19 protein-coding genes are annotated in these 23,910 nt (G+C 48.7%); 14 read left to right on the top strand and 5 right to left on the bottom strand.

Annotation, left to right across the window (positions count from 1 at the left end; genetic code table 11):
• Positions 1-12 precede the first annotated feature (12 nt).
• Entirely contained in the window at positions 13-942 is a 930-nt protein-coding gene (locus K0036_RS13160) for an ROK family glucokinase (RefSeq protein ID WP_220429935.1), read from the top strand.
• Between the two features lie 102 nt (positions 943-1,044).
• On the opposite strand, the gene K0036_RS13155 is transcribed toward K0036_RS13160, so the two are convergent.
• The gene (locus tag K0036_RS13155) at positions 1,045-3,612 is read right to left on the bottom strand and encodes a transglycosylase domain-containing protein (RefSeq protein ID WP_220429934.1); all 2,568 of its coding nucleotides are present in this window, start codon (positions 3,610-3,612) and stop codon (positions 1,045-1,047) included.
• A 153-nt stretch (positions 3,613-3,765) separates the two neighbouring features.
• Here K0036_RS13155 and K0036_RS13150 point away from each other — a divergent pair, with 153 nt between their 5' ends.
• Positions 3,766-4,422 carry a YigZ family protein gene (locus tag K0036_RS13150; protein WP_173693854.1) on the top strand — a complete coding sequence of 219 codons (657 nt, stop codon included), beginning with the start codon at positions 3,766-3,768 and terminating at the stop codon, positions 4,420-4,422.
• A gap of 85 nt (positions 4,423-4,507) precedes the next feature.
• Here the strand turns inward: K0036_RS13150 and hpf are convergent, their stop codons facing one another.
• The 4 genes from hpf to typA all read right to left on the bottom strand — a co-directional run bounded on the left by hpf (position 4,508) and on the right by typA (position 8,475).
• Complete coding sequence (hpf, locus tag K0036_RS13145) at positions 4,508-5,047, bottom strand: ribosome hibernation-promoting factor, HPF/YfiA family (protein WP_004608331.1); 540 nt, start codon at positions 5,045-5,047, stop codon at positions 4,508-4,510.
• A 103-nt stretch (positions 5,048-5,150) separates the two neighbouring features.
• On the bottom strand, positions 5,151-5,762 hold the full coding sequence (locus K0036_RS13140; RefSeq protein WP_220429933.1) for a transporter associated domain-containing protein: 612 nt from the start codon (positions 5,760-5,762) through the stop codon (positions 5,151-5,153).
• Positions 5,759-6,652 (bottom strand): phosphatase PAP2 family protein, encoded by an 894-nt coding sequence (locus tag K0036_RS13135; RefSeq protein WP_220429932.1) that lies wholly within the window; start codon positions 6,650-6,652, stop codon positions 5,759-5,761. Before K0036_RS13135 ends, K0036_RS13140 begins: the two co-directional genes overlap by 4 nt.
• Positions 6,652-8,475 (bottom strand): translational GTPase TypA, encoded by a 1,824-nt coding sequence (typA, locus tag K0036_RS13130; RefSeq protein WP_220429931.1) that lies wholly within the window; start codon positions 8,473-8,475, stop codon positions 6,652-6,654. Before typA ends, K0036_RS13135 begins: the two co-directional genes overlap by 1 nt.
• A gap of 156 nt (positions 8,476-8,631) precedes the next feature.
• Here typA and K0036_RS13125 point away from each other — a divergent pair, with 156 nt between their 5' ends.
• From K0036_RS13125 to prfB, 12 genes are all read left to right on the top strand, one after another.
• Entirely contained in the window at positions 8,632-9,261 is a 630-nt protein-coding gene (locus tag K0036_RS13125; protein ID WP_025642912.1) for a single-stranded DNA-binding protein, read from the top strand.
• A gap of 122 nt (positions 9,262-9,383) precedes the next feature.
• A complete protein-coding gene (dapA, locus tag K0036_RS13120; protein ID WP_220429930.1) occupies positions 9,384-10,274 on the top strand; it encodes a 4-hydroxy-tetrahydrodipicolinate synthase in 891 nt (296 codons plus the stop codon).
• 110 nt (positions 10,275-10,384) lie between these two features.
• On the top strand, positions 10,385-11,143 hold the full coding sequence (gene dapB / locus K0036_RS13115) for a 4-hydroxy-tetrahydrodipicolinate reductase (protein WP_173693852.1): 759 nt from the start codon (positions 10,385-10,387) through the stop codon (positions 11,141-11,143).
• A 42-nt stretch (positions 11,144-11,185) separates the two neighbouring features.
• On the top strand, positions 11,186-13,138 hold the full coding sequence (locus K0036_RS13110; RefSeq protein ID WP_173693851.1) for a fructose-1,6-bisphosphatase: 1,953 nt from the start codon (positions 11,186-11,188) through the stop codon (positions 13,136-13,138).
• A gap of 130 nt (positions 13,139-13,268) precedes the next feature.
• Positions 13,269-13,601: a hypothetical protein gene (locus K0036_RS13105; protein WP_025642916.1), complete on the top strand. Its 333-nt coding sequence runs from the start codon at positions 13,269-13,271 to the stop codon at positions 13,599-13,601.
• A 161-nt stretch (positions 13,602-13,762) separates the two neighbouring features.
• Positions 13,763-15,577: an indolepyruvate ferredoxin oxidoreductase subunit alpha gene (gene iorA / locus K0036_RS13100; protein WP_220429929.1), complete on the top strand. Its 1,815-nt coding sequence runs from the start codon at positions 13,763-13,765 to the stop codon at positions 15,575-15,577.
• Positions 15,570-16,175, top strand: a complete 606-nt coding sequence (locus tag K0036_RS13095) for an indolepyruvate oxidoreductase subunit beta (RefSeq protein ID WP_173694083.1) — start codon at positions 15,570-15,572, stop codon at positions 16,173-16,175. Before iorA ends, K0036_RS13095 begins: the two co-directional genes overlap by 8 nt.
• Before the next feature lie 12 nt (positions 16,176-16,187).
• Entirely contained in the window at positions 16,188-17,420 is a 1,233-nt protein-coding gene (locus K0036_RS13090) for a phenylacetate--CoA ligase family protein (RefSeq protein ID WP_173693849.1), read from the top strand.
• 8 nt (positions 17,421-17,428) lie between these two features.
• On the top strand, positions 17,429-18,196 hold the full coding sequence (gene hisA, locus K0036_RS13085) for a phosphoribosylformimino-5-aminoimidazole carboxamide ribotide isomerase (RefSeq protein ID WP_220429928.1): 768 nt from the start codon (positions 17,429-17,431) through the stop codon (positions 18,194-18,196).
• 147 nt (positions 18,197-18,343) lie between these two features.
• Positions 18,344-19,810 carry an ISLre2 family transposase gene (locus K0036_RS13080; protein ID WP_220429927.1) on the top strand — a complete coding sequence of 489 codons (1,467 nt, stop codon included), beginning with the start codon at positions 18,344-18,346 and terminating at the stop codon, positions 19,808-19,810.
• Between the two features lie 395 nt (positions 19,811-20,205).
• Entirely contained in the window at positions 20,206-22,770 is a 2,565-nt protein-coding gene (gene secA / locus K0036_RS13075) for a preprotein translocase subunit SecA (RefSeq protein ID WP_029466912.1), read from the top strand.
• Positions 22,771-22,791: 21 nt separating this feature from the next.
• Positions 22,792-23,899, top strand: a protein-coding gene (prfB, locus tag K0036_RS13070) for a peptide chain release factor 2 (RefSeq protein WP_196813519.1) whose coding sequence is annotated in 2 segments (ribosomal slippage) — positions 22,792-22,854 and positions 22,856-23,899 — 1,107 coding nt in all. Because the reading frame shifts where the segments join, the coding sequence is not laid out codon by codon here.
• Positions 23,900-23,910: the final 11 nt, after the last annotated feature.

Raw genomic sequence — 23,910 nt, 5'->3', positions numbered from 1 at the left:
GATATGGCAGGAATGGAGTATTGTTTTGGAGTTGATATCGGAGGAACCACAGTCAAGATGGGTCTCTTTACGATAGAAGGAGAACTATTGGAGAAGTGGGAGATTAAGACCCGGACTGAGCAGAAAGGCGAGGCGATCCTTCCGGATGTAGCCGATTCCTTGAAGCAGAAGATGGAGGAAAAGAAACTGGGAAAGGAGCAGGTGTCGGGCATCGGGATTGGCATTCCTGCCCCGGTAAATGCTGAAGGCATCGTCCAGAATACGGCAAACCTTGGATGGGGATATAAGGAAGTCCGCAGGGAGATGGAAGACCTGACGCAGATGAAGGTTGCGGTGGGCAATGATGCCAATATGGCTGCGCTGGGCGAGATGTGGCTGGGCGCAGGCAAAGGAGAGAAGAATCTGATCATGGTCACTCTGGGAACCGGCGTGGGCGGCGGAGTCATCGTGAATGGACAGCCCGTGGTGGGTGCCCACGGAGCGGGCGGAGAGATCGGACATATCTGCGTCAACTATGAGGAGGAGGATCATTGCGGATGCGGCAACCAAGGCTGCCTCGAACAATATGCTTCCGCCACCGGAATCACCAGGCTGGCAGGAAAGCGCTTGAAAGCAGATGATGCGCCTTCTTCCCTCAGGGACCGTAAACTTAGCGCCAAGGCCGTGTTTGATGAACTGAAAAAGGGAGATAAGATCGCAGAAGAGATCGTGGAAGAGTTTGGCGCATATCTGGGACACGCGCTGGCCAATCTGGCAGCGATCACAGATCCTTCCGTCATCGTGATCGGCGGTGGAGTGTCAAAAGCCGGGGATATCCTGCTTAAATATGTGGAGAAAGCGTTCAAGGAACGGGCATTTTTTGCCAATGAAGATACCAGGCTGGTGCTTGCGACGCTGGGAAATGACGCAGGAATCTGCGGAGCAGCGAAATTGATCCTTTAGAGGAGAGCAGCAAGATCAGGACTTGCATTATATAAGAAAATAAAAGCAGCAGAATCGTTTGGGATTCTGCTGCTTTTTAATCTCTTTATTGTTGATTCGTAATTACTGGGTAGTGCCACCTTCGCCACCACCACCGCCGTCAGGAGGTGTTGGCGTATCCCCGCCGCCACTGTCAGGCGGAGTCGGCGCTGGCGTATCCCCACCGCCGCCGTCAGGCGGAGTCGTACCGCCGGAGTTTGGATCGGTTGGAGTCGTCGGCGTAGTGGTTCCGCTATTCGGATCATCCGTCTTCTTATCGTCCGTATTACCGCCGGAATTGCCGTGGCCCGGACAACTTTCTGTCGGAGCCGTGTCGGTTGCGAAATACTCGGTGATTGCCGGGCAGCTGCCTGCGACCGCAAGTTTTCCAGTGATGGAGCATACGGTTTTCTGCTCAACCGAGGATGGCATTGTGAACTCCTTAGGCTCCAGGTTTTCGTGTACCCTGCTCATGATGCCTTTCCACAGGCGGAACCGGAAGTTCGTATCATAGTTGCATTCTTTGTTATCATCGTAGCCGCCCCATACCGCGCATGTATAGTAAGGGGTGAAGCCGCAGAACCACAAGTCCTTATTGGAAGTGGTGGTACCAGTCTTGCCGGCAACCGGCATGTTCGGAAGCTGGCATGCCGTACCTGTACCAGATTCCACAACCGTCTGCATCGCGCTGGTCAGAAGAGCAGCCGTGCTGTCCTTGAGAACGGTACGCTTCTCGCCTGTTCCTTCCAGAAGCACATTGCCGTCGTGATCCAGGATCTTCGTATACAGGGTAGGCGAATTGTATACGCCGCCATTGGCGATCGTAGCATAGGCAGCGCACATTTGATAATTATAAACGCCGTCCGTAATACCTCCCAGTGCCAGAGTCTGGCTAAGGTCGCTGTATATGCCTCCGTTGACTTCCTTGCTTTTTACAAGGGTGGTGATGCCGAATTTCTCGCAATACTCAAAGCCTAATTCCTGAGTGATCTCGTCGCTAAGTTTTACCGCGCACACATTGACGGATTTGGCAATGGCATTGCGGATTGTAACAGGTCCGCGATAATTGCCATCCGCATTTCTCAGAACCTGTCCACCTTTCAATGTGTAAGGCTCATCTTCGATGACGGTGGCCAGCGTCTTGCCGCAGGCATCCAGCGCCGGCGCATAGGACGCCAGTATCTTAAAGCAGGATCCGGGCTGTCTCTTGGAGCCCGTCTTGCCGGTTCCATAGGCACGGTTCAGCCCAAGACTAGTCGACTTGGCTCCTCGCCCGCCTACCATGGCCTTGATCTGGCCGGTGGCCTGGTCGATAATCGTGACAGCGGCCTGGGGCTGCGGGGTGATATTGATAACCTCGTCATAGGCATCCCCTTCCTGGGCAATCGTCGTCTTCCATTCTTCCACCATGGCGCGAGCCTCATCCTCGCTGGAATACAGAAGCCCCTGCTCCTTGCCATAGGCATTTTTAACATATTGCTTAATGTGGCCGGAACTATAGTTTTCTACAGAACCATCCGCCCTTGTAACGGTGAGGGCATAATCCAGGCCGTATTCTTTCAGGCCGGGATAGTTGGCGTCGTCATTCATCTCTTCATCACAGATCTGCTGGATCCCCATATTCTGGGTGGAGTAGATGCTCAAGCCTCCGCTGTACACGGCATTATAGGCCTGGGTCTCCGTATATCCCAGCTGCTCGCGCAGATCCTTCATGACTTGTTCTGCCAGGGCATCCACGAAGTAGCTGTATGGGCTTTCTTCGCCTGCCGTGCTGTTGACCGTCTGGATCCTGGCATATACATCATCCGCCATGGCTTCGTCATATTGGGCCTGCTTGATGTACCCCTGATCCAGCATGTTTTTCAGAACCTTGTTCCGGCGCTTCTGGTTGTCCTCCGGATTGGTGATCGGATTGTATTCGGTCGGATTCTGGGTAATGCCTGCAATGACTGCGCTTTCTGACAGCGTCAGCTCGGATACGTCCTTGTTAAAATATCTCTTGGCGGCAGCCTGCACGCCCAGGGAATTCTGGCCAAGGTTGATGGTGTTCATATAGCTTTCCAGGATCTCATCCTTGTCCATCTGTTTTTCAATCTGCAGCGCAAGGTACTGCTCCTGGAGCTTTCTCTGCAGTCTGTCATAGAAAGTCTTTTCTTTGGTGAAATTCGGAAATACATTATTCTTAATCAGCTGCTGCGTAAGGGTACTCGCGCCTTCGGAGAAATCTCCGGAAGTTATGCCTACAACTGCTGCACGGGCGATACCCTGAAGATCAATACCATTGTGGTCGTAGAAACGTTCGTCTTCGATTGCTACAAATGCATGCTGCAAATCCTTAGGTATCTCGTCAATAGACTTATATACACGGTTTGAACCAGAAGATACGAAACGTTCAATCTCGGTGGAGCCATCGTCGGCATAGACAAAAGTAGTAAACCCTTTTGGCTTTACGTCAGATGGAGACACGTCCGGAGTGTCGGCAATGATCTTCTTGACGAAAATGCCGCCGCCAATTACTCCGATAACGGCCACAACTACAAGACAGAGTAGAAATGCCTTGAAAAGCCGTACGCCGACTCTTTTTCCCTGCATGGTAGATTTCGACGTTATTTTTTTCTGCTTTTGAGAAGCTTTTTTCTTACCATAATTCATGAGTTCAGGCCTCCTTCATACCAAGTCATTATAGCAAATAAACAGGCTTTAATAAAGAAAAAAATGAAAACTTCATATTTCAGTAGGAAAATCTTAAGAAATTCGGTATAGTAATAGATATAACGACTATGTAATGTACGAAAGGGTGACTATATGCTATCACAATATAAGACGGTATACAAAGGCGGCGAGGGCGAGATCACTGAAAAGAAATCCCGCTTTATCGCTACTGTGGTGCCAGTCCATACGGAAGAAGAGGCGCTTAAGTTCATCGAGGCGATGAAGAAGAAGTATTGGAATGCCACGCATAACTGCTTTGCCTATGTCATCGGGGAACATGATGAGCTGCAAAGGTGCAGCGATGATGGAGAGCCTGGCGGTACCGCGGGAAAGCCTATGCTGGATGTTCTCACTGGAGAGGAGATTCACAATGCTGCCATAGTGGTAACGAGATATTTTGGAGGAACACTGCTTGGAACCGGCGGGCTGGTCCGTGCCTATTCATCTGCAGCCAAACAAGGTTTGGCCTCATCAGTGATTATAACCAAAATTCCCGGAGTTAAACTTCGACTTGCCACGGATTATGCAGGATTGGGAAAAATCCAGTATATTTTTGGACAGAGGGGCATAAAGATTCTGGATTCTATCTATACGGATAAGGTGGAAATAGCCGCGCTGGTACCTCTCGATGTCTTAGAAGCCGTCAAGGCCGAGATACGCGAGGGAACCAATGGGCAGGCAGGAATGGAAGAAGGAGAGCAGTGTTATTTTGCAGAAGTATCCGGAGAAGTGCTGGTGCTGGAAGAATAGACAAAGGGGATGTCCCCTCCTACGGATCGACCATAGGAGGGGACATCCCCTGAATATTATCATTAAGAATATAAAGTTTGAAATTTTAGGAAAATTCAGGCTCGATCAGGCCGAACGTTCCATTTTTCCTTCTGTATACAACATTTACTTCATCGGTCTCTGCATTGCAGAATACAAAGAAATCATGTCCAAGAAGTTCCATCTGTACGCAGGCATCTTCCGGATACATTGGCTTGAAGCCGAATTTTTTGGTGCGGACGATCTTAATCTCGCCATCATCTTCGGAACGCTCGCCGCTGTCAAAGAATTCCTGCTTGAAATTTCCACTTCCTTCCTGGTGCCTTGCAATTAACTTGTTCTTATATTTGCGAAGCTGACGCTCAATTACCTCTTCAACCAGATCAATGGATACATACATATCGCTGCTTTCCTGCTCGGAGCGGATAATGCCGCCCTTTACGGGGATGGTTACTTCGATTTTCTGGCGTTCTCTCTGTACGCTTAAGGTTACGTGGATTTCCGTATCAGGAGTAAAGTACCTCTCTAACTTTCCTAACTTGTTTTCTACGGCTTCTTTTAAGCCGGGTGTTACATCGATGTTCTTTCCGATAATGATAAACTTCATGATGTCCAACTCCTTTTCGACATAATTTTCAGAAGATAAAGTCTGACAATTGATATCAAGACTGGTGATCTATCTGATATATGTAGTATATCATGTTTGGACATTAATGTATAGCATGTATTACTTCAATTCTTGAAATTTTTCCATCATGCATCTTGGCAACCCTGAGGCCACAGTCAGAAAAGTATACGCAGGCGCCTACGCCAGTCTCAATCTCATATTCTTCGAACTTTTTCGTGATAATCTCGTACAAGGTTTTTGCGCCCTCATAGGGAATGTCGATGCCCAGTATTTTGTTGACGGTCTTGATCCTGGTGCTTGCCCTAAAGACGATTTCATCGGATACGTCAAATTCGCAGAACAGGAATTTTCTGGTTGCAAAAAGTACGGCAATGGCGCATACGCCGACCAGGCTGCTCCAGATAGAAGAGTGGTCTACGATGATCTGGCGGGCGATTGCAAAAAGCAGAACCTCGAATACCGTGCTTGGCGTATGGGAATACATCATCCGTATTAATTCGACGCCGATAATCAGGTTAAAGCAGGTTTCCAGCAGGTCGTCATAATTAGGCCAGACATCCAGATTGGGGATGCTGCTTAAAGAAGTAGCCATGCGAAGGCACAGCAGGACGATACCGATGGCCAGCATGATGGAAATGACGAATTCCAGTACCACGGCCAGCCGTTTCAAAAAGATCGTTACATAGTGTCTCATACATTTCTCCTCAATAGTTTACTGAATAGATAAGGGTAGATTACCAATACCCACAACACCAGTATAAGATATTCCACCATTTTTGCCAAGATAGAACTTCCGAAGAGAAGCGAAAAGCCTTCCTTGATTATGAGCGCAGCCGCTAAACCAGCGGCCAGTTTCAATATCTGGGACCAGAAATTCCCAGTGCGGGTGTCAAAATTCAGACGGGTACGTTCTACGTACCAGCCGATGGCGAATCCGAGCCCTGCTCCGGCAGCCTTACAGCAGTCTGCCGCATATTTGACTTCGATCGTGCCATTTCGAAGCAGGATCAGGGAATAGGCGGCAACAGCCAGGGAGAGGCCGGCCAGGATAGCGGCGATCAGTTTCAGGTGCTTGGTGTCATCCAGGAAAAACTCCTGGTAGTGCCAGATAAGGGCAGATACCAGAAGAGAGATGCCCATGGATGCCAGCACATCTTTGGGCGTGTGGCAGCCCAGATACATCCGGGAGAATCCAATGGCAAGGAAAGCAAGGATACACAGAAACTTTATCCAGAACTTCCTTGCTTTTAGCGCCAGCGGGAAGAACAGGCAGGTAGCGCCCTGCGTATGCCCGCTGGGAAACGAGTAGCCTGTTGCGCCGGGAATGGCGCTTTCTACCGCATGGAAGCCAGGATCCAGAATCCAGGGCCTTGGAATGCGGAATGTGATCTTTAGGGACTGCACGCACAGTCCGGCCGTAAAATAAGTAAAGCCAAGCAGATAAGCAAAGCGCTTATCCGCGCACCAGTACAGTGCGCAGATAACCGCTATGATGATGATTTCCTGGCCAAAATATGTGATGAATTGCATCAGTTTGTCTAAGAAGGGAGTACGGATTCCTTCTAACAGCCATAAAAATGTCATTATTTATTTCCTCTTTTTCTCATTTTCGGATCCAGGATTTTCTTGCGGATCCTAAGATTCTCAGGGGTTACTTCCAACAACTCGTCGGTATCGATGAAGTCCAGCGCTTCTTCCAGGCTTAAGACCTTAGGCGTAGTCAGACGCAGCGCTTCATCGGCGCTGGATGAACGCGTGTTGGTCAGATGCTTGGTCTTGCAGACGTTCACTTCAATATCATCCGTCTTGGCATTTTCACCGATTACCATTCCGGAATATACCTTTTCGCCTGGTCCGATGAAGAGTACGCCTCGTTCCTGGGCACTGTACAAGCCATAGGTTACGGACTCGCCAGTCTCGAAAGCGATGAGGGAGCCTTGCTTGCGGTACTGGATATCCCCTTTATAAGGCGCATATCCGTCAAACGCGGTATTCATAATTCCATTCCCCTTGGTATCGGTGAGGAATTCTCCACGGTAGCCGATGAGCCCTCGGGAAGGAATTTTAAACTCCAGCCTGGTATAGCCGCCGCCGGTGGTTCCCATGCCCTGCAGTTCTCCCTTTCTCTGGCTTAGCTTGTCAATGACGGTTCCGGTAAATTCATCCGGAACATCAATATACGCAACTTCCATTGGTTCTAATAATTTGCCGTTTTCATCCTTTTTATACAGGACTTCCGCCTTGCTGACCGCGAATTCATACCCTTCCCGGCGCATGTTCTCGATCAGGACGGACAGATGCAGCTCGCCCCGGCCGGACACTTTGAAACTGTCGGTGCTGTCGGATTCTTCCACACGGAGGCTTACATCCGTGTTCAATTCCCGGAACAGGCGGTCGCGCAGATGCCGGGAGGTAACGTATTTTCCTTCCTGGCCGGCAAAAGGACTGTCATTTACGATAAACTGCATCGCGATAGTCGGCTCTGAGATCTTCTGGAATGGAATCGCCTTTGGCTCTTCCGGAGAGCAGATGGTATCCCCGATGGAGATATCGGCAATTCCGGAGATGGCAACGATGGAGCCGATGGTAGCTTCCTTTACATCTACCTTATTCAGTCCGTCGAATTCATAGAGCTTGCTGATGCGGACTTTTTCCTGACGATCGGGATTGTGCTCATTGACAACGATCGCATCCATACCCACTTTGATCGTGCCGTTGTCCACCTTTCCCACGCCGATACGGCCTACATACTCATTGTAGTCGATGGTGCTGATCAATACCTGGGTGGAAGCATCCGGGTCTCCTTCCGGCGCCGGAATATATTCCAGGATCGTCTCAAAGAGAGGCTGCATGTCCTTTTCTTCATCCGTCAGATCCAGGACAGCAATTCCGGATTTGGCGGAAGCGTATATAAAAGGACAGTCCAGCTGGTCATCGGAGGCATCCAGATCCATGAATAATTCCAGGACCTCATCAATGACTTCGTCAGGCCTGGCTTCCGGACGGTCAATCTTATTGATGCAGACGATGACCGGGAGATTCAGATCCAGTGCCTTGCGCAGTACGAATTTGGTCTGAGGCATGGCTCCCTCGAAAGCATCTACCACCAGGACGACTCCATTTACCATCTTAAGGACGCGTTCCACTTCACCGCCGAAGTCGGCGTGACCGGGCGTGTCGATAATGTTGATCTTCGTGTCTTTATAGTATACGGCAGTGTTTTTCGACAGGATGGTAATGCCGCGCTCCCGCTCGATGTCATTGGAGTCCATGACGCGTTCTTCTACTTCCTGATTCTCGCGGAATACGCCGCTTTGTTTTAATAATTCATCTACCAATGTCGTCTTTCCATGGTCAACATGGGCGATAATGGCTATATTACGAATGTCTTCACGTTTTGTCTTCATACAAATCTTCCTTTTCTCTACCTATTAATATATACAACTTCATTAGTTTATCACATTTTTCAAAATTTACAAGTATTTAGTTCTAAAATGGAATCTTGACTCATAGACTATGTAATGACTCAAAATACGATTCAGAGGAAGGGAGATTGTAAAATTATGTCAGATAAGATCATTGAAAACAACCAGGTAACCATTATGGGGGAAGTCGCATCGCCGTTTACGTTCAGCCACGAAGTGTTTGGAGAAGGCTTTTATATGGTGGACGTTAACGTAAAGCGCCTCAGCAATTCCGAAGACAGGATTCCGCTTATGATATCGGAACGGCTCATCGATGTGTCTCAGGACTACACCGGAGAGTTTATTATGGTAAGCGGGCAGTTCCGCTCTTATAACAGACACGATGAACAAAAGAACAGACTTGTATTATCCGTATTCGTAAGAGAAGTGTCTTTTATAGAAGAGGAGCTGGACGGGGCGAAGACTAACAACATATTCCTGGACGGCTATATCTGCAAATTGCCGGTATACCGCAAGACGCCGCTTGGGAGAGAGATCGCGGACCTTTTGCTGGCTGTTAACAGGCCGTATGGCAAATCAGACTACATACCATGCATCTGCTGGGGCAGAAACGCAAGATTCGCGTCGACATTCGAAGTGGGCGAGCATGTCCAGATTATGGGAAGGATCCAGAGCAGGGAATACATCAAGAAACTGACAGAGACAGAGACGGAGAAGAGAATCGCCTATGAGGTGTCTGTCAGCAAACTGGAATGCCTGGAAGAATAGAATCTCTGCGGCGGAAATTCTGCCTGAGACTTTCATTGACATCATATTTAATTGGTGATAATATTTCAATATATGAGTAGTGTGATAAAGTAAGTATGTCTATGAAAGTCAGGAGGAAAATTATGGCTATATTCAAGGGATCTGGGGTGGCTATCGTCACGCCGTTTAAGGAAGATGGAAGTATTGATTACGATAAACTGGATGAACTGATTGACTATCACTGTGAGAATGGAACAGATAGTATTATTATATGTGGTACTACCGGGGAGTCAGCCACAATGACAGAAGAGGAGCACATGGACTGCGTGAAGTTCGCCATTGAGCGTACAAAGAAAAGAATTCCTGTGGTTGCGGGAACCGGTTCGAACTGTACGAGAACGGCGATCGACATGTCCAAAGAAGCGGCAGAGAGCGGTGCAGATGGGCTGCTGGTGGTAACGCCTTATTACAATAAAGCGACGCAGGCAGGCCTGATCGCCCACTATACCGCAGTGGCAAAGGAGGCAAAGGCACCGATCATCATGTACAGCGTTGCAAGCCGTACGGGATGTAATATTGAGCCGGCTACTGTGGCTGCGCTGGTGAAGAATGTGGATAATATTGTGGGTGTCAAGGAGGCTTCGGGAAATATTTCTCAGATTGCAAAGATCATGTCCATGACGGACGGCAATATCGACCTGTATTCAGGAAATGACGACCAGATCGTGCCGTTACTGTCACTTGGCGGAATCGGAGTGATCTCCGTACTGGCCAATGTTGCCCCAAAAGAAACTCACGATATCTGCGCAAAGTTCTTTGAAGGCGATATTGAAGGAAGCGCAAAACTGCAGCTGAAGGCAATTCCTCTGATTGACCGTCTTTTCTGCGAGGTGAATCCTATTCCGGTAAAGAGAGCTATGAAGCTCATGGGAATGGACTGCGGACCGCTTCGCATGCCTTTGACAGAACTGACTGCGGAACATGAGCAATCACTGGCACAGGCTATGAAGGATTTTGGCATTCAGCTGGTATAGATATAGGTAGGAAAATATGTGAAAAGGATATCATAGGTTGAGTCCAAGCGGCGGATATGATATCCTTTTCTTGTACATTTTTATAAACAGGATAAAGGAGGACTCAAGATATGGTAAAGGCAATTATGCATGGCTGCAATGGCAAGATGGGACAGGTAATCACCGGCCTTATAAAAGCGGACGAAGCGATAGAGATCGTAGCGGGCATTGATACATATACGGGAATCGCCAATGACTACCCGGTGTTTGAGAGTATAGAAAAATGTGATGTAAAGGCAGATGTGATCATTGATTTCTCCAACTCAGCGGCAGCGGACCGGCTTCTGGACTTTTGCGTAGACAGGCAGATTCCGGTTGTTCTTTGCACCACCGGGTTATCAGAGGAACAGCTTTCGAAGGTAGAAGAAGCGGCAAAGAAGGTAGCGGTACTGAAGTCTGCCAATATGTCCCTGGGGATCAATCTGCTCCTGAAGCTTCTTCAGGACGCCACCAAGGTGCTGGCACCTGCCGGATTCGATATCGAACTGGTGGAAAGGCATCATAACCAGAAGGTAGATGCACCCAGCGGGACAGCTCTGGCATTGGCGGACTCTATCAATGAGTCCATGGACAACGCGTATTCCTATGTATATGACAGAAGCCAGGTGCGCAAGAAGCGTGACAGCAAGGAGATCGGAATCTCTGCGGTACGCGGCGGCACCATTGTGGGGGATCACGAAGTCATTTATGCGGGAGCGGATGAGGTGATTGAGTTCAAGCATACGGCATATTCTAAGACCGTATTTGGCAAAGGAGCCGTGGAGGCCGCCAAGTTCCTGGCAGGGAAACCGGCCGGAAGATACGATATGTCCGATGTAATCCAGTTCTAAGGGAGGAACTGTATTATATAAAACATTTAGTGGGAGGATGTTATGAAAGAGTTAGACGTACGTTACCTGGAAAGGCTTTCTCAACTGTATCCGACCATCGCGAAGGCATCGACAGAGATTATTAACTTGCAGGCGATTCTGAATCTGCCGAAAGGCACAGAGCATTTTCTTACGGATATTCATGGAGAATATGAGGCTTTTTCCCATGTCCTTAAGAATGGCTCTGGTTCAGTGCGCCGTAAAGTCGATGATGTATTCGGGAATACTATGAGTAGCAGGGATAAGCAGGGCCTTGCTACTCTTATTTATTACCCGAGGGAGAAGATGGACAGGATCAAGAAGGAAGAGAAGAACATTGAGGACTGGTATAAGATTACGCTGTACCGCCTGATTGAAGTGTGCAAGTGCGCTGCAAGCAAATATACCCGGTCCAAAGTAAGAAAAGCCCTGCCTCCGGATTTTGCCTACGTGATTGAAGAACTGATTACGGAAAAGGCGGAGATGACGGATAAGGAGTCTTACTACAATGCTATTGTAAGCACGATTATCCGGATCGGCCGGGCGGAAGAGTTTATCGTGGCCCTAAGCGAGCTGATCCAGCGGCTTACCGTAGATCATCTGCATATCGTGGGAGATATCTATGACAGAGGGCCTGGACCGCATATCATCATGGAAAAACTGATGGAGCACCATTCTGTGGATATCCAGTGGGGCAATCATGACGTGCTGTGGATGGGTGCTGCCGCAGGCCAGAGGGGATGCATCGCCAATGTGATCCGCATCTGCGCGCGGTATGGGAACCTGGATATCCTGGAAGAAGGCTACGGAATCAATCTGCTGCCACTGGCCACATTTGCCATGGCTACATATGGGGACGATCCCTGCGAATGCTTCCAGTTAAAGGGAGAGCCGAATTACAGTCAGACGGAGATGCTCCTGGATATCAAGATGCACAAGGCGATGTCCATCATACAGTTTAAGGTGGAAGGCCAGATCATCAAAAAGAATCCAGGATTCAAGATGGAAAGCAGAAATCTGCTGCATCATATCGACTATGAAAAGGGAACAATAGAGATAGACGGGCAGACTTATGAACTGCTGGATAAGAACTTCCCTACCATCGATCCTAAGAAGCCTTATGCCCTTACCAAGGAAGAGGAAGATGTAATGGACCGGCTGGAGCGGGCCTTCTTAAACTGCGAAAAGCTGCAGCGTCATATGCGCTTCCTTTTGAGCAAGGGAGGACTTTACAAAGTCTACAATAATAATCTTCTCTATCATGGCTGCGTGCCGCTCAAAGATGACGGAAGCCTGAAGACGGTCCGCATCTATGGACGCTCTTATAAAGGAAAGAGCCTGTACGAGGTCCTGGAAAGCTATGTGAGGAAGGGCTTCTATGCCGTGGATCCAAAGGAAAAGGAGCGTGGCAAGGATATGATGTGGTATATCTGGCTCAGCGAGAATTCCCCTCTGTTCGGCAAAGACAAGATGGCCACATTCGAGCGTTATTTTCTGGCTGACAAGGAAACCCACAAGGAGAAAAAGAATCCTTATTATTGTCTCCTGGAAAATGAAAAAGTAATCAATGGAATTTTAAAAGAATTCGGACTGCCGGAAGAGGGAACCCACATCATCAATGGGCATGTGCCGGTAAAAAGCAAGAATGGGGAGAACCCGATCAAATGTAACGGAAAAGTCCTGGTCATTGATGGAGGATTTTCCAGAGCATACCAGAAGGAGACTGGAATTGCGGGGTATACGCTGATCTACAATTCCTACGGACTGATCCTTGCAGCCCATGAGCCTTTTGAATCTACGGAGGCCGCCATAGAAAAGGAAAGCGATATCCATTCGGACAGTACCATTGTAAAACGGGTGGCCATCCGCAAGCTGGTAGGAGATACGGACATTGGAAAGGACTTAAAAGAGCAGATTGAAGATCTGGAAGCACTGCTTATGGCTTATAGAAGCGGACGGATCGCGGAGCGCATGTAAGAACGCGCATACAGGAGACTGTGTTAAAAACTTCCATTGGGGGAAAGGTATAAATTATCGTAATTTGCAGATATTACTAGCAACAAGTGATACTTGATTAAGATAATTATACATGAAAGGGAGATTTAACATGAAACAGTTCAAGAAATTAATGCTTATCCTGATGTGCACCGGAGTAATCATGGGCCTTACAGCCTGTGGCACGGACAAGAATGCCGAGGACAATGGCGCAACGAATAACACTACGACAACAGACAATACCGGTGAAGCCAATGATACCAACACCAATGATGCTACCGACGGCACAGGCGACACGAATAGCGTTACCGATGAGATCGGAGATGACATCCGTGATGGCGCTGATGATGTAAAGGACAGCCTTGACGGGGACAATGACCGCAATAACGCAGATGACAATGCAAGAAACAATGCGGATGATGCTACAAACAATACGAACCGATAGCATTTAAAACGTTTATTTATGCAAGCTGAAAGCAGCTGACAGGTATTTCTGCCGGCTGCTTTCTTTTCGTCGTGCGGCAGATATACGAAACTCTGGACTTTCTTACTTTACTATGATAAAATATCCCGATAGGAATATATTTTAATGTGAGGAGAATACATATGGCGAAAGAACTACTGATGGGAAATGAAGCGATCGGGCTTGGCGCCATCCATGCGGGAGTCGGCCTTGTGTCCGGCTATCCCGGGACGCCGTCTACGGAGATACTGGAGACGGTTGCCAGGTATAACGATGATGGAAGGATACATGTAGAATGGTCCGTCAATGAGAAGGCAGCCCTGGAAGTGGCGGCAGGCGGAGCTTATGCGGGAGCGAGAACCTTAGTGACCATGAAGCAGGTGGGACTGAATGTGGCTTCTGATCCGCTGATGAGCCTGGCCTACGTGGGTGTAAAAGGCGGGATGGTCATCGTGGCGGCGGATGATCCGGGTCCCATATCCTCCCAGACGGAGCAGGACACCCGGCATTTTGGGGCATTTTCCAAACTTCCGGTGTTTGATCCCTCCTCTCCGGAGGAAGCTTACGAAATGGTAAAGGATGCATTTGAATATTCGGAAAGATACGGAACACCGGTCCTGCTAAGGCCTACGACCCGCGTATGCCACGGCTGTGCGACGGTGGAATTAAAAGGAGAGGCAAAGATAAAAGAGCCGGAAGGCTTCCTAAAAGATACCAGCCGCTGGGTGATATTTCCAAAGCTTTCCTATCAGAACCATAGGAAGATCGAGAAGAGAAATGTGGAACTGTCCCATGTATTTTCTTCTTACAGGTATAATACGGTGGAAGGGAAGGCAGATTCCAGGAAAGGCATAGCCACGGGCGGCATCAGTTATGCATATGCCAAGGAAACTGTCCCGGAAGAGATAAGGCTTCTGCGCGTGGGGACCCCACATCCGTTTCCCGAGGATCTGGCAGTCTCGTTCCTGGAAGGGCTGGATGAAGTGCTGGTGATAGAAGAACTGGACCCGGTTATTGAGACGGAACTTTTGAAGATAGCGGGCAAATACCATCTTCCCGTGAACATCAAGGGCAAGCTGACCGGAGATACCAGGAATGCAGGGGAAAATAGTACAGAAAGCGTCAGGGAAGACCTGGGGCGCTTTGTTCCTGAATTTATGGCAGGGAATCAGGCAGAGGGAGCAGCCGCAGAAGAGATGCCCCCGCTTCCTATCCGTCCTCCGGTGCTGTGCGCCGGATGCCCGCACCGGGCTTCCTTCTATGCGGTAAAGCAGGCCGCAAAAGGCAGGAAGGCCGTGTTTAGCGGCGACATCGGATGCTATACCCTCGGCAATTCAAAGCCCCTAGATATGGTAGACACCTGTCTGTGCATGGGCGCGGACGTGACCATCGCCCAGGGACTTCATATCATAGAGCCGGATACGGTGAACTTTGCATTTATCGGCGATTCTACGTTTTTTGCCTCTGGGCTTACGGGCGTGGTCAATGCGGTCTATAATCAGACGGATATCGTGCTGGTCGTGCTGGATAATTCTACAACAGCGATGACCGGGCACCAGCCGCATCCGGGAACCGGCAAGACGATGATGGGAGAAGTGGTGGCCAAGGTGAGTATCGAGAAGATTCTGGAAGGGATCGGCGTAAGCCGGATCGTTAAGGCAGATCCTCTGAACCTGAACGAAGCGGTGGAGGCAGTGAAGGAAGTCATGGATGAGGCCGGGGTAAGGGTCGTAATATTCAAGTCCCCATGTATTGCCGTCACCAGACCGACCGCCAGATATCATGTGGCGGCGGATTCCTGCACGTTCTGCAGGCAGTGCATCCGGGAACTGGGATGCCCGGCGATCGTGATCGAGGAAGGCAAGGCCGCAATCGAGCCGTCTTTGTGCTCCGGATGCGGCATCTGCGCGCAGGTCTGCAAGTTTGACGCGATACAGGAGGTGGCTCATGATGAATAAAAATTGTCTGTTATGCGGAGTCGGAGGGCAAGGCGTAGTGCTTGCCTCCAAGCTGATCGCCTATGCGGCGATGGATAAGGGGATGGATGTACGTACGTCAGAGACCATCGGGATGGCCCAAAGAGGCGGATCAGTAGTCAGCCATGTAAGGATGGGAGAGGATATCCATTCTCCCATGATTCCAAAAGGAAGCGCGGATGTCATCATGGCTTTTGAGCCCGCTGAGGCAGTAAGATGCCTTCCTTATCTGAAGGAAGGCGGCGTAGCGGTAGTAAACAGGAAGGCCATGCAGCCTGTGACAGCCACGCTTGGCGGAGGCGGCTACGATGGCGAGGCAATGATCGCATATCTGAAGAAGCATGTCCATCAGCTGTATGTCATTGACGGGGAAGCCATCTGCCAGAAGGCGGGATCCCCCAAGGTGCTTAATGTGGCGCTTCTGGGAGTCGCGCTGGGGAGCAAGGTGCTGGATATCCAGATGGAGGATATGAAGGCGGAACTTGCCAGGAGAGTGAAGCCCCAGTATGCCAAGATGAATGTGCTGGCGCTGGAACTGGGGGCTGCTGCCGCACAGTCAAGAGATTATAATGAAAGATAAGAGGAGCAACTTATGCGGATGACAGAGTTACAATTCAGACTGATCAAGGAAAATTTGAGATTATTGACATCAAAGCCCTGCTTTTATAAAGAGAAGCTGCAGGATATTGATATTGAATCTATTAAGACCCAGGAAGATTTTGAAAAACTGCCGTTTACCTGGAAAGGAGACTTAAGGGAGGCCTATCCGCTGGGGCTGCAGGCAGTGCCTGACGAAGAGATTGTAAGGATCCATTCTTCTTCCGGGACCACAGGGACGCCGATCATCATCCCTTATACCCAGAAAGACGTGGACGATTGGGCAAAGATGTTCGCAAGATGCTATGAGATGGCGGGGATTACGGCGCTTGACCGTATCCAGATCACGCCTGGCTATGGATTGTGGACGGCAGGCATCGGATTCCAGCTGGGAGCCGAGCACCTGGGGGCCATGACAATCCCTATGGGACCGGGGAATACGGATAAGCAGCTGCGCATGATGCAGGATATGAAGGCCACGGTCCTCTGTGCCACCTCGTCTTATGCGCTGCTTCTGGCGGAGGAGATTGCCAAGAGAGACATGACGGATAAGGTCTGCCTGAAAAAAGGCGTGATCGGCTCCGAACGCTGGGGCGAGAAGATGCGCAAAAGGATCGCCGCGGAACTGGGCGTCCAGCTCTATGATATCTATGGGCTGACTGAGGTGTATGGCCCGGGAATCGCCATGAGCTGCGACTATGAGTGCGGCATGCATTACTGGGATGATTATGTATACTTTGAAATTGTTGACCCCAAGAGCGGAGAAGTGCTTCCGGACGGGGAGATCGGGGAACTAGTCATCACGACGCTTCGCAAGCAGGGAGCGCCGCTGATCCGTTACAGGACCCATGACTTGACCAGATTTATTCCGGGCGACTGCCCTTGCGGCTCACGGTTCCCAAGAATTGATACTTTGATCGGACGTACCGATGATATGGTAAAAGTAAAAGGCGTGAACATCTTTCCAAGCCAGATTGAAGAGATGCTAAAGGGCGTGGAAGAGGCGTCCAGCGAGTATCAGTTCATGCTGGACCATATGAATGGAAAGGACGTATGCACCTTATTCGTGGAGATCAACAAGGATGTGGAGCCAAAAACGGCGGCAAAGGTGATCCAGCAGGAGTTTAAAGCAAAGATTGGAATTATGACCAATGTAAAGCCGGTTGCAATCGGAGACCTTCCAAGAAGCGAGAAGAAATCCACCCGTATTTTTGACAACCGATACTAGGAGGCAATATGAGATTCAGACCGTGTATTGATATACATAATGGAAAGGTAAAGCAGATTGTAGGAGGAAGCCTCGCGGACAATGGAGACAGGGCGGTGGAGAACTTCTCTTCCGCCAGGGATGCCGACTATTATGCGCGTTTATATAAGGAAGACGGATTGAAAGGAGGACACGTGATTCTTTTGAATCCGCCTTCTTCTGATTATTATGAACGGACCAGGAGCCAGGCGCTAAAGGCGCTGTCGGCTTATCCGGGTGGACTGCAGATTGGCGGCGGGATCACCGCGGATAACGCCGGGGAATATATAGACGCGGGAGCAAGCCATGTGATCGTAACCTCCTATGTGTTCAGGGACGGGCAGATCCGTTGGGATTGCATGGAGGAACTTTGCCGCGCGGTGGGAAGAGAGCATGTGGTGATCGACTTAAGCTGCAGGAAGAAGGGCGGGGATTACTATATCGTCACCAACCGCTGGCAGACGTTTACCCGGGTGAAACTGACAAAAGGGGTGCTGGATGACATTGCCGGATACTGTGATGAATTCCTGGTGCATGGGGTGGATGTAGAAGGGAAGGCTTCCGGCATCGAGGAGGATCTGGTCTCCTTGCTTGGAAGGCAGGGACGCATCCCTATCACCTATGCCGGCGGCATCGGAAGCCTGGAAGACCTGAACCATTTCCGGGATATTTCGGGAGGAAGCCTGGACTTTACGATCGGCAGCGCGCTGGATCTGTTTGGGGGGGATATTCCCTATGAAATCGTGGCAAAGTATTGATGACAGTGAGATTAACAGTTTGTGAACACTTTATGCTAGCGTAAAATTTTACTCGGAAAAATGAAATAGAAATTAAAAGAGGACACCACTTTGTGATAAAGTATTTAGGCCGACAAGCAAAAATACACACAAAGGGAGGTGTCCTCTATGATTAAAAGTATAAAATATTTTGAGGAAGAATGCATTAAAAAATTTGAAAAACTTGTAGATGATTTTATGAAAGAGCCAACAAAGATAGCAGAGTATGTTCTTGGCGTAACAGATGAATTACACAAGCTTGGTCTGGAAATGATTAAAGAATCGCTGGAGTCTATGGATCAAATGCTTCAGGAAAGTCCCATTCGTAAGAAAAACTGGGTTGTAGAAGCTCATGATACAAAGCAACTCACAACGTCTCTCGGAGATGTGCAGTTTGCTAAAACATTATTTAAAAATCGGGAGACAGGAAAAAGTGAATATCTGCTAGATAAGATAATCGGACTCGAACCAAAGGAAAGAATGACTGAAGATGCAGAGGCAAAACTGCTAGAGGAGGCTGTGCAAACCTCATATCGTCGTGGAGGGGAAGCTGCCAGTTTAACTACTGATGTAACAAAACAGACTGTGAAAAACAAAATCCATGAATTGAAATTTCCTAAAAATGCAGAGAAACCAAAAATAAAGAAGGTGGTCGATTATCTATATATTGATGCTGATGAAGACCATGTATCCCTGCAATTTCGCGAACATAAGGGCGATTTGATAAGGAACGATAATAATCAGAAAAACAACTGCTTAATTACAAAGTTAATCTACGTGTATGAAGGAACTGAAAGAGAAGCTCCTAAGAGTCACAGGTACCGGTTGGTAAATCCTTACTATTTCTGTGGTGTAAACACTGGCGAGGAAAATCACAGATTCTGGGACGAAGTGTATGAATATTTAGACAGCCATTATGACTTAAGCAAAGTAAAGAAAATATATGTAAACTCAGATGGCGGGGCTTGGATAATGGCAGGTATTAAGCGAATTGAAGGAGCAATTCACGTACTGGATGGATTTCATCTGGAAACATATTTAACGAAACTCACAAGCCACATGAAAGATACAAAGGATGATGCAAAACAGGAACTGAGAGACTGTATACGAAGTCAAACAAAAGCAGACTTTATAAAATTGGTTGATAGGTTAGAAGAATACCCGAATGCAGGGCTAGAGCGAATGGAAAAAGCCAGAGAATATATACTGTGTAACTGGAGTGCCGCAAAGCGCAGATTAAAACATAAAGATGGTGTAAAAGGGAGTAGTACGGAAGGTCATGTAAGTCATGTTCTTTCAAGTCGAATGAGTTCACGCCCATTAGGCTGGAGTGTTATTGGTGCAACAAACATGGCTAGACTCAGGGCTTATTATTACAATGGTGGAGATATGCTGGAACTTGTACGTTTTCAGGAAAAAGAGATTCCGAAAGCTGCTGGAGCAGAAGAATATAATCTTCTAAGCAGTGCCCAGATAATATCATCAGAGAGAGACCGCCATGGCGAACTAGGAAAATATGCGGAAACAATTAGTCACAGTATATCATTACAAAGCAAAAAGAAAATGTATTTCAACAGTCATATCTGGGGCTTATAAGAAGCACATGAAATGTGAGAAAGAGGCTTATTCCTCCTGATTACAAATAGACCGAAGTATTTCCAGTTGTCAATACCATAGCCGCAATGCGGTGCGAAGCAGCATTGACAACTGGAAACCTTCGGTCAAAAGAACACCCAAGAGGAATAAGCCATAGGGTGCCCGCTTAAAATCGGGCTTGCTTGTGATACGCAAAAATAGTATAGTTAAACCACAAGTCATTGCCTGATACTTTATCAGAGCATCGTGGGTGGACTCTACACCAATTTTTCCGAAGATAAATTTACGCAGCCAACACTTTATAAATTAGTTGAATTGGAATATAGATAGTGCTAGAATGAGGAATAGAGTGGTCAGAGACTGGCTAATTTTAGCGACAAGGAGTATACGTCAATATGAGTTTGATACAAAAAATATTTGGTACACATAGCGAAAATGAATTGAAAAGAATCTATCCTATCGCGGATGCGATCGAGGCGCTTGAGCCTGTGATGCAGAAACTTACAGATAGCGAATTAAAGGAAAAGACCAGGGAATTCAAGAAGCGTCTGGCGGAAGGCGAGACGCTGGATGATATTCTTCCGGAAGCATATGCGGTGGTTCGGGAAGCAGCGGTCCGCACCTTGGGCATGAAGCATTACCGCGTGCAGCTGATCGGCGGCATTATCCTCCACCAGGGGCGTATCGCTGAGATGAAGACTGGTGAAGGAAAGACTTTGGTTTCCACCCTTCCGGCTTATCTGAACGCGCTGGCAGGCGAGGGCGTGCATATCGTAACAGTCAATGATTATCTGGCTAAGCGTGATGCCGAGTGGATGGGACAAGTGCATGAGTTCCTTGGCCTTACCGTTGGCGTCGTACTCAACAGCATGGACAACGACGAGCGCCGTGCGGCTTATAACTGCGACATCACATATGTCACCAACAATGAGTTGGGCTTCGATTATCTGAGAGACAATATGGTCATCTACAAAGAGCAGCTGGTACAAAGAGGCCTGAAATTTGCCATCATTGATGAGGTCGACTCCGTACTGATCGATGAGGCCAGAACTCCTCTGATCATATCTGGCCAGAGCGGAAAATCCACAAAACTTTACGAGGCATGCGACATCCTGGCCCGTCAGCTGGAACGCGGCGAAGCCAGCGGGGAATTCAGCAAGATGAATGCCATCATGGGAGAAGACATCGAGGAGACCGGAGACTTTATCGTCAATGAGAAAGAGAAGAATATCAACCTGACGGAAGACGGCGTGATAAAGGTTGAGAAGTTCTTCCATATTGAGAACCTGGCAGATCCGGAGAACCTTGAGATCCAGCATAATATCATTCTTGCCCTCAGAGCCCATAATCTGATGTTCAAAGACAAGGACTATGTAGTTAAGGATGACGAAGTGCTGATCGTCGATGAGTTTACCGGGCGTATCATGCCGGGCCGCCGCTATTCTGACGGACTTCATCAGGCGATAGAGGCCAAAGAGCATGTGAAGGTTAAAAGAGAGAGCAAGACGCTGGCAACGATCACGTTCCAGAATCTGTTCAATAAATATGAGAAGAAGGCAGGTATGACGGGTACCGCCCTGACCGAAGAAAAAGAGTTCCGCGAGATCTACGGAATGGACGTTATCGAGATTCCTACCAATGTGCCAGTCATCAGGAAAGACCTAGAGGATGCGGTATATAAGACACAGAAGGAGAAGTTCCGGGCAGTCTGCGATGCGATTGAAGAAGCCCATGCCAGGCATCAGCCGGTGCTGGTGGGCACCATTACCATTGAGAATTCGGAACTCTTAAGCGGCATGCTGAAAAAGCGTGGAATCAAGCATAACGTTCTGAATGCCAAGTTCCATGAGATGGAGGCAGAGATCGTTGCACAGGCAGGTATTCATGATGCTGTCACGATTGCCACCAACATGGCCGGACGTGGTACGGATATCAAGCTGGATGACGAGGCAAGGGCAGCAGGCGGGCTTAAGATCATCGGTACGGAGAGACATGAGTCCAGACGTATTGATAACCAGCTGCGCGGACGTTCCGGACGTCAGGGAGATCCGGGAGAATCCAGATTCTATATTTCCCTGGAAGACGATCTGATGCGCCTGTTCGGCTCCGAGAGGCTGATGGACGTATTTACGAAGCTGGGCGTTGAAGAAGGCGAGCAGATCGAGCATAAGATGCTGTCTACCGCTATTGAGAAGGCGCAGCAGAAGATAGAAAGCAACAACTTTGGAATCCGTAAGAATCTGCTGGAATATGATCAGGTCATGAATGAGCAGAGAGAGATTATATATGAAGAAAGACGCCGCGTCCTGGATGGAGAGAATATGCGCGACTCTATCTTCCATATGCTGAACGAGTATGTAGAGAACGTGGTGGATATGGTCACCAGCCCGGACCAGGATTATGATGAATGGAATCTGTCAGAGTTGAATATGACCATCCATAATACGATCCCGATGGCGCCAATCACAGAAGAGGATGTCAAGGAATTCAGCCAGAAGGAATTGAAGCATCTGCTGAAAGAACGCGCGGCGAAAGCTTATGAGGCGAAGGAATCAGAATTTCCGGAGCCGGAGCATATGCGTGAGATCGAGCGTGTAGTCCTGTTAAAGGTCATTGACGCGAAATGGATGGATCATATCGATGATATGGACCAGCTGCGCCAGGGTATCGGCCTTCAGGCATATGGACAGAGAGATCCGAAGGTGGAGTATAAGATGATCGGATACGACATGTTTGATCAGATGACCAAGAGCATTGCGGAAGATACGATCCGTACGCTGGCCCACGTAAGGATCGAGCAGAAGGTGGAACGGGAGCAGGTAGCCAAGGTTACCGGAACCAACAAGGATGAAAGCGCTGCCCATACGCCGAAGAAGCGTACAGAAAAGAAAATCTATCCCAATGATCCATGCCCATGCGGCAGCGGGAAGAAATACAAACAGTGCTGCGGGCGCAAATAGAATGATGAAAGAGGTGATTGAGTGGTTGAATTAGATCAGTTTAAGAGCATCATGAATGCTTATGAAGAACCCCTTGCCGAAATGAGGGATTCACTTTGACTTATCGGGCAAGATAAGAAGGATTGAAGAATTGGAGCGCAAAGTAGAAGAGCCGGGCTTCTGGGATAATCCGGAAGAATCCCAGAAACTGATGAAGGAGCTGAAGCATCTCAAAGAACTGGTGGAGACCATCCAGAATCTGTATGCTTCCTATGATGACATCAATCTCCTGATCGAGATGGGATATGAGGATGAAGACCCTTCCATGGCGCGCGAGATAGAAGAAGAGATCCGGGGATTTGAGACCTCATACGAGGAACTCAGGATCCAGACGCTGCTGTCCGGCGAGTACGATGCATGCAATGCCATCGTTACGATACACGCCGGGGCAGGAGGAACCGAATCCTGCGACTGGGCCAGCATGCTGTACCGGATGTACAGCCGCTGGGCAGAGCGGAAAGGATTCACGATCCAGGTACTGGACTATCTGGACGGAGATATCGCGGGCATCAAGACGGTAACCTTTGAGGTAAACGGAGAGAATGCCTATGGATATCTGAAGTCGGAAAAGGGAGTCCACAGACTGGTACGCATCTCGCCGTTTAACGCGGCGGGCAAACGGCAGACATCTTTTGCATCTTGTGATGTGGTGCCGGATATAGAGGATGAGATTGACATTGAAATTGCAGATGATGATTTGAAGATTGATACTTACAGGGCCAGCGGGGCAGGAGGGCAGCATGTGAATAAGACTTCCTCCGCAATCCGCATCACCCATCTTCCCACCGGGATCGTGGTACAATGCCAGAATGAGCGCTCACAGCATCACAATAAAGAGAAAGCGATGCAGATGCTGAAAGTAAAGCTTCAGCTGATGAAGGAGCAGGAACAGGCAGAGAAGGTATCCGATATCCGCGGCGAAGTCAAGGAAATCGGATTCGGCAACCAGATCCGCTCTTATGTAATGCAGCCATATACTATGGTAAAAGACCATAGAACCAATGTGGAGAACAGCAATGTGGGCGCTGTCATGGATGGCAGCATCGACATGTTCATAAATGCATACTTGAAACAGACGGTGAATAGTTAAAGGGAGGAACG

Source organism: [Clostridium] scindens, from assembly GCF_019597925.1.
Classification (GTDB): domain Bacteria; phylum Bacillota; class Clostridia; order Lachnospirales; family Lachnospiraceae; genus Clostridium_AP.
Note: the sequence above shows the minus strand (reverse complement) of the source record. Positions and strands in the feature narration are given on the sequence as shown.